Consider the following 7,925-nt stretch of genomic DNA (forward strand, 5'->3'; position numbering starts at 1 on the left):
CGCTTTATGGGGTAAGGGGATTTTGTGTCTGCGACATTTCTGTTGTGCAAGAAATATGTACAATAAAATGAATTTTGTCGCTTTGCAAGCAAAATCCCACTAAACCCTATAGGTTGCGGATTTGAGGGTAACCTCTTCTGATGTCAGTTTAGCTGCACGTTCAGCATCTTTATTAGCCTTTTCTTCTATTGATTTTATAGATTTATATCCAAAAAATCCAAATATTGAAAGTATCACACCAACTAAAAATGTACCAAACGAGAAGTACTGATCTTGATTCATTTTTTGTTCCAAAGCATATTGGTATCTTTCTGCTAATTCCCGTTCATGCCTCCTGACGATCGATATCAAACTATCTGCCTGTTCCTTAGATAAATAATTAGCCATTTTCAAGGAATCGGAAGCCGTTATTTCAATCCTTATGGGTTGAACTTCAGGCTTAAAACACGTTCTACAACACCAAACAGCTGATACAATTATAATTGCAACTACGCAACTCGCTAATATTATATCTGTTGTTTTTATAGTTGAACTTTCAATTTCTTTGCCCATAATTACGCAATATAAAATTATATACTTTTCCTTTTCAGCAAATACAGCATACTGTTTCTTCTAAACGGGATTAGCCTTAATAAGACTTAGTGTTAAGAAGGCATGTATAATTCTATCAGCCATTATCTTATTGAAAGCCCCAGTTTGCAATAGTCCATGACTGATTAGATTTCTGATATTCCATCCGAACTTATCGGTAAATAAGTTTTGGAAATATTCATAAATATCAGTAGGAATGCGCTTATCCTCTTTCAAATTCTCTAATAATTTATCAAGAGTTTTATACTCATTGTCTCCGTCTTTATTAAGACTAAATACATTTATACCACTATAAGCAGCTAATCTTCTTATAGCTGACTCAAAAATAGGAACAAGTAAATGGCAAGCAACTAAAAAGTCTGAATCAAAATAAGCTTTTATTCCTCGCTCAAATTGTTCTCTTTGTTCCTTTACAATAAAAGGAGAATCATTGAATCGTTCAATGACACTATCATATGTATAAAGCTTTTTCTCTTCCATTTTTCGAATGTGTAATTGCATATAGAATGAGAAGAAGATCATTCTTCTATATATACCATAAGACAATTTATTTTTCTCAGCATTTTTTCCCGAACCCAAATGAGAAATTGGCATACCTGTCCAATCATAAATAACAGTATGAGTCATATCCAACAAAGGTGCTAATTCCTTTTCCTTCTTTTGGCGCTCTATTTCAACAGCCATATTAGGTAAATATTCTATTGTATATGCATCTAAGACCTCTTTTATTGAACCCGATGTAACCTTTTCCAAATAATCATCAAACACTTTTCCATCAATAGGAACAGAATATTCTTTAGGAGTCATTTCTTCAAATACAGTAGAACCTAAATCTTGTATTTCCAGATACAAATAATTAGCCTGCTTATCAAAATTAAACTTCCTAAAAACATCTTGCATTTTCTGCAACATAGTTTGCGCCCACATTGCTCCTTTCAGCTTAAAAGAAAAATGTATACCTACTAAAGCTTTATCCAAAACCTCAAGTATGCAATCTTGTTGCTTTTTATTTTTATAATAATCAGCTAACAATTCTGCCTCATCCAAAAGAACATGAGCATACGAATCAGTAATGCAACCTTTCTCTTTACAAAGATTAAACAACCGCTCCAACCTATCCCTGTTATCTTGTACGATTTCCATTTCGAAATCAGCCAAGGCCTTATTATGCTTAGTCAAGAGAGAAAGGGGCTCTGCCCATATTCCAGGCTTTGAATCATCAGCATATTTGGATACATAGCCAAGGAGCAATTTCATACCTTCATTTATGAGTTCATACTGTCTTAAACTTATAGCTCTTTCAATAGCTATGTTCAAATAAGTCAAGCCAGTCATACAATGTTGTAGTTTATCCTTTTTTATGATATCAAAAACAGAACGGATAAATACCAACTTGACAGTTTTAAAATCAGCCTCTTTACCCGTTATATTCTTACTAAAATCCCACAGCAAACCAGTATATCGCATTTTCAGCAGAGGATTACTAGTCTCTTCTGCTCGATTGTACCAATATTCAAGAATTTCTTTTGTTATCTCTTTCTTATCAGGAGAATACACTAATTCACCTGTGCTTTTTACAGTCCATGTAATAGTCGGCCCATAAAAAGTTTCCCAATCATTATGGCCGCCTTCAGAAAAAGCCATGGCTAAACATTCAGCCTTAACTGCCAAAGAATTATCTTCAGAGGATAATTTACCTAGGTCAGAAGACAAATCATAGAACTCGAAATACTCTTCCGATTCATATTTTGCAAGAATATCATTTAACTCCATAATTATCAATCTTTATAATCACCTAATCCTTCTCGTAATCTACCCACTGATTTTGCAAGACCATCCAATCCTGGATACATTGTTTCCGAGGTAATATTCATTTGATGCAAAGCCTTTGTCAACCTGAGTTTATCTTCCTTACCGATATTTATTTTCAGTACAGAAATAGCTTGCTGAGAGAGGGTTTTCTCATAAGACCAATTTTTCAAATCATCAATATCAACCATAAAATGGTTTTCTTCATTATAATATCTTTTTAAAATTTCCTCAAAAGGAACATTAACCGTGGATGGTACCAAGAACAAACCTTGTTGACGGCTTATACGCTCATTACACATCCTTGGTCTAACCATAAATAAGTATCTTGGTCTCGCAATACGATCAATTCGCACTTGTTGATTTGCAATAGAATCATTAGCCATATTGTACACCATATCATCTAATGCATCCATAGATACTGTATTAACCTGATTTCCTTTAATATACTTTTGAAAAATAGGCAAATTTAATTCGTCTTTGTTAATACACCAAATTGAAAAATTATCATAAAAGGAATTGTCCATTGCCATAAAAAGAGCAACATACATAGATTGGGAAAAATCTAATAATCTAGTTGGTGCACCAAAATGTTGCATGATAGACAACCATTTTATCAATTCACCATCCTTAGGAATTAGATTTTTCTCATAACTAGGAAATTTCCATTTAAGCTCTTTGATCATCTCAGACTCGTAGATATAATAAAGAGCTTTGTCACGTGAAGGTGTTGGATGATGGTTCTCTATCAACCTTTCAAGCGAAGTCCTTAACGACCATTCTGAATTAGCTTGTCCACGAAATATAAAGTTTGACATAAATTTCTGATTTAACAGAAACAAATCATTCCACTCTTTTATCTTCGTTTCTATAAAAGCACGTTTTAATTCCATAATTTAAGAAAACCGATAATTAAAAAGTAGAGTTTTCTCCAGGCGGTCCCAACCCGCATAACATGGCGCAGGGCTTTGATGCCCCGCCAACCTTAGAGCGTAGCGGTTCCGAGCACCGAGTAGGGCGGTTTTCTCCCTCGCTCCTGAGGAGAGAGGACCGGGGTGAAAGGTGGAACCTTCCTTAAGGGTAAGGAAGGACGGGTAGGTTTTCGAAAAAACTCCTTTTGGCTAAAGGGAGGCAGAGGGTTTCGAAAGTGCATATCCTCCAATCACCCCATAACATACCAACGGTATGAGAAAGGCTATCGCCATACCACCCGTAGTATCCGCAATATACCCCATGATTACTGGAGCAACCGCACCACCCACTATCGTCATGATAAGCAACGAAGAAGCAAGCTTGGTCTTTGTCCCCGCATCCCTCAATGCCAGTGAGAATATAGTCGGAAACATGATGCTCTCTCCCAGATTTAAGGCGAAAAACGCAAAGAGAGATAAGGTTCCGCTACATACTTCATAACCTAAAGATTATAATATTGGTTTATTGTATGGAGTACGTTCATGGAGATGCCGGAAACTCTCGATACGTTCTTCATTCAGGGTTCCTTCATTCCACATCCTATCTAATTCAGCATCAGCCATCTGAACAAAATAATCGGAGATTACCTTATTCAAATCACGCAAAGCCTCAGGAGTCTTGATAAAAGACAGCATATCGAGGATTTGCAATTGAGCTTGATTCATTGTTGATACCTGTGCCATAATAATTCATTTTATTAATATCTAACCGCAAAAGTACACTTTTTTCCTCGAAACCACCAAGAAAATCACAAGAAATCTGCAAGTTATCAACAAATTACCACAAAAATCTGTAAACTATAAACTATTAACTGTAAACAGCAGTTCCCTACCTCAGCAAGCTATAGTAAGGCGGTCCCATCCCGCACAATATCTGGCGAGGGCTTTGATGCCCCGCCAACCTTAGAGCGTAGCGGTTCCGAGCACCGAGAAGGTGCGGTTACATCCCTTGCCCTTTTGGAAAGGGCGAGGGCTTGGGAGTGGGTTAAGGACCCTCCCGCAGGGGAGGGACAGGTGGGGCAAATATAGCACTGTAGGGCGGTTTTCTCCCTCGCTCCTGAGGAGAGAGGGCCGGGGTGAAAGGTGGAGCCTTCCTTAAGGGTAAGGAAGGACGGGTAGGTTTTCGAAAAAACTCCTTTAGGCTAAAGGGAGGCAGAAGGTTTCGAAAGTGCATACCCTCCAATCACCCCATAACATACCAACGGTATAAGAAATGCTATCGGCATACTCCCTGTAGTATCTGCTATATACCCCATGACTACTGGAGCGACCGCACCACCCACAATCGTCATGATAAGCAACGAAGAGGCCAATTTGGGCTTTGTACCCGCATCCCTCAATGCCAGCGAGAAGATAGTCGGAAACATGATGCTCTCTCCCAGATACAGGGCGAAAAACGCAATGAGAGATAAAGTACCGCTACATACCACCACAATCAATGTGGCAACAAAGGTGAGGATGGCACAAGCCAGCAGCACCAGCCTTGGCTGGATATAATTCATGATGACACCACCAGCCAACCTGCCGATAAAGAACAGACCCATTCCGCCAAAGGCGAGATACAGACTGGCAGTCTGCTTCTCAATATGAATACCCTCCTCAGCATAGTTGATGAAGAAACTGTTCACACCCGTCTGGGCAGCCACATAAAGAAACAAGGTCAGCATACCGAAACCGAATGCCATCACTCGCATCGGCTTCTCCTCCACCATCTCGTTCGTATCCGCCTCATGCGCTCTCCTTGGGTCTGGCAACTTAATCCTTGATAGGACCAGTGCCACAGCAAGCTCGAAGATACCCACCAGGGCATAAGGGATGGCAATGTTGACACCCGAGAACAGAAGCTGTCCGCCAACCAGCGGTCCTACAATCCATCCGATACCATTAAGCGACTGTGACAGGTTGATTCTGCTCTCTGCCTTGTCAGGATGTCCCAGTACCGTAGTATAAGGATTCGCACTCGTTTCCAGACAGGTCAGTCCGCATCCTATCACAAACAGCGACAGAACGAAGAAGTAGAAACTGTTGATCCTGCTTCCCGGTATGAACATCAGAGCACCGATACCGAAGAGCACCAGTCCTGTTATCACTCCCCTCCTGTAGCCCCACTTCCGGATAATCCATCCGGCAGGCAGTGCCATCAGGAAGTAGGCACCATAGACAGCAGCCTGCGTCAAGGCCGACATCGCCTTGCTGATATGGAACAACTCCTGGAAATGCGGATTCAGCACCTCCAGGATGCCATGAGCAAAGCCCCACATGAAGAAGAGACTGCTGATGATGAGGAAGGGCACCAGATAGCTATGCCCTTCGTATCTGAAGATGGATGGCTTCGTCATGATTCTCTGCAAATTTAAGACTGTCCTTTACTACCAGTGCCAGATAACCGCCGCCACCAGCTCCCGGCATCTTCCATGCCAGAACCTCCTCCATGCTGCTGTAGCGGTCAATCATCGGCTGCACACTCGCCTCCGGTTCTATCACACCGTTGATAGACGGATTCACCATACCCGGGAACATCGCAATCTGGGCCTCGAAAGATGCCCTGTATGCTGCAGCAAAGGCATCAAGGTCGTGCGCCAGGATCGCCTTCCAGCAGGCATCAGCTGCATCAGCCAGCGCCTTCACCTTCTCAAGCGTGATATCCTTACCTTCCACCACACTGCATCCCGGTCTTCTCGGTTCCATCGGAATCATCACCAGGTGGTCTTCCAGGAAACGGAGGGTCATCTCATCCTGCGTACTCTCTATCTTCTCCGGCCAGAAGTTGTTGTCATAATAATGACGCACCAGACCGGGAACACAGATACCGATAGAATCCTGGGCACCAGAGATTATACCATCGTGACGCTCCGGATTGTTCTCAAAGCAGAATACCAGTCGGGCGAGCATCTCCGGATCCATCTTCGGCAACTTCACCGGCCATATCTTCTGAATCATCTTACGGGTAGAGGTAGACAGACCACAGCGGTCGCGCACTTCAAAGGTCGGTTCCAGCGAGATGGTAATCGCCCATCCCGGATGATACATGCTTACATAAGGCTGGTCAATCCATGTACCAGCCAGATCCAGACGGGTAGGAATCCCCGCCTCCTGTGCCGAATTCTCAGATACATTCGATAACGCCTTCTTCAAGTCAGAAGAAGACCGTGCCTTCAAACCCGCATGAGGCGTGCGCTGGAGTTCGACATATTCGATGCCCCTTTCCTTACAGATCCTACGTTTCTCATCAGACCCACCTTCAGCGTTCACCACAAACACATCCGGTTTCACCTTATCAAGAGTTGGCAGGAAATCGATGACTCCGCTTCCCTCATTGATATACGCATCCTTCACCGCCTTGATATTCTTGACCATGAATAGCCTTTCCTCCTGCGGGAACATAGGCTTGCGATGCTTATACTCCAGATAAGTAGCATCCGATCCGATACCCACATACAGTTCACCATACCGTGATGCCTGCTGGAAAAACTCCACATGACCAGAATGTAGCAGGTCATAGCAACCGCTCACAAAAACTTTCTTCTTCATTTGTTGTTTATCATTAATTATAGAGTCTCCGAAATCAGAATAGGGGAGATATCTCCACCTTCCACCCAAATATCAATATCACCAGGAATCCGGGAATAAAGATGCAGAATCTTAGGAAATCAAAGAATATCTGATGTTGCTTCTCCATCCTATTCTTTCACCATATTCCAGAGGAATAAGCTATTACCGATGATATATCTGCGCCACATACGCTTAGGTTCCTTGATCAAGCGATAGAGCCATTCCAGGCCATGCTCCTGCCACCAGATTGGTGCACGCTCCACGGTACCAGCGAAGAAGTCGAAGACAGCACCGATGGTACCCACATGACAATGGATGTTCAACTCATTCCAATGAGAGTACGTCCACTTCTCCTGCTTTGGAGCCGTCATGCCAATCCAGAGCAGATCAGGGTTGGCAGCATTGATGGCATCAATGATAGCCCTGTTGTCCTCATCCGAGAACTCAGGCTTATACGGAGGCGAATACGTCACTACCTTCAGGTGAGGATACACCTCAGCAGCACGCTTCACGATCAGGTCAAGCACCTTCTGCGAGCTACCCATAAACATCACAATCTTGGATTCTTCACTCTTCGTTCTTAACTCTTCACTTTCTCTTTCAAGTTTATCCATTTCGAAAGCAAACAAGTCCCATCCCGCAATACGTTCCTTCGGCTGACTCTTTGCCTTGATCCACTTGCACGCCTTTACGATGCTCACACCATCCGGAATCAACACATCGCCATTTGTCAGGGCATCAGCAAAGAGCGAGTCCTTCCGAGCCGTATTATAAGAATGAGCATTAACAGTATTTATGAGCAATTTGCCCTCAGGCAGTGAGGCGAGTTCCGCCTTACTACCCAAAATATCCAAAGATTTTAAACAAAACATTATCCTCAAATCCGCAACCTATAGGGTTTAGTGGGATTTTGCTTGCAAAGCGACAAAATTCATTTTATTGTACATATTTCTTGCACAACAGAAATGTCGCAGACACAAAATCCCCTTACCCCATAAAGCG

General features: G+C 42.3%; 8 protein-coding genes. 1 reads left to right on the forward strand and 7 read right to left on the reverse strand.

Annotation, left to right across the window (positions count from 1 at the left end; all coding sequences use genetic code 11):
* Positions 1–99: 99 nt before the first annotated feature.
* From EXN75_RS16610 to EXN75_RS16620, 3 genes are read right to left on the reverse strand one after another with little or no spacing between them, the layout of a single operon-like run.
* Entirely contained in the window at positions 100–552 is a 453-nt protein-coding gene (locus EXN75_RS16610) for a hypothetical protein (protein ID WP_134844661.1), read from the reverse strand.
* A 60-nt stretch (positions 553–612) separates the two neighbouring features.
* Positions 613–2,364, reverse strand: a complete 1,752-nt coding sequence (locus tag EXN75_RS16615) for a DUF4209 domain-containing protein (RefSeq protein WP_134844662.1) — start codon at positions 2,362–2,364, stop codon at positions 613–615.
* Positions 2,365–2,369: 5 nt separating this feature from the next.
* Positions 2,370–3,293, reverse strand: a complete 924-nt coding sequence (locus EXN75_RS16620; RefSeq protein WP_134844663.1) for an FRG domain-containing protein — start codon at positions 3,291–3,293, stop codon at positions 2,370–2,372.
* A 292-nt stretch (positions 3,294–3,585) separates the two neighbouring features.
* Here EXN75_RS16620 and EXN75_RS17910 point away from each other — a divergent pair, with 292 nt between their 5' ends.
* Positions 3,586–3,813: a hypothetical protein gene (locus tag EXN75_RS17910; RefSeq protein WP_167639570.1), complete on the forward strand. Its 228-nt coding sequence runs from the start codon at positions 3,586–3,588 to the stop codon at positions 3,811–3,813.
* Between the two features lie 8 nt (positions 3,814–3,821).
* On the opposite strand, the gene EXN75_RS16630 is transcribed toward EXN75_RS17910, so the two are convergent.
* The 4 genes from EXN75_RS16630 to EXN75_RS16645 form a co-directional block, all read right to left on the reverse strand.
* Positions 3,822–4,055: a dephospho-CoA kinase gene (locus EXN75_RS16630; protein WP_134844664.1), complete on the reverse strand. Its 234-nt coding sequence runs from the start codon at positions 4,053–4,055 to the stop codon at positions 3,822–3,824.
* A gap of 458 nt (positions 4,056–4,513) precedes the next feature.
* Complete coding sequence (locus EXN75_RS16635) at positions 4,514–5,710, reverse strand: sugar MFS transporter (protein WP_167639571.1); 1,197 nt, start codon at positions 5,708–5,710, stop codon at positions 4,514–4,516.
* Entirely contained in the window at positions 5,673–6,902 is a 1,230-nt protein-coding gene (locus EXN75_RS16640) for an adenylyltransferase/cytidyltransferase family protein (protein ID WP_134844665.1), read from the reverse strand. Before EXN75_RS16640 ends, EXN75_RS16635 begins: the two co-directional genes overlap by 38 nt.
* Positions 6,903–7,051: 149 nt before the next feature.
* Complete coding sequence (locus tag EXN75_RS16645; RefSeq protein WP_134844666.1) at positions 7,052–7,795, reverse strand: WecB/TagA/CpsF family glycosyltransferase; 744 nt, start codon at positions 7,793–7,795, stop codon at positions 7,052–7,054.
* Positions 7,796–7,925 lie beyond the last annotated feature (130 nt).

It is taken from the genome of Segatella hominis (genome assembly GCF_004535825.1).
Classification (GTDB): Bacteria; Bacteroidota; Bacteroidia; order Bacteroidales; family Bacteroidaceae; genus Prevotella; species Prevotella hominis.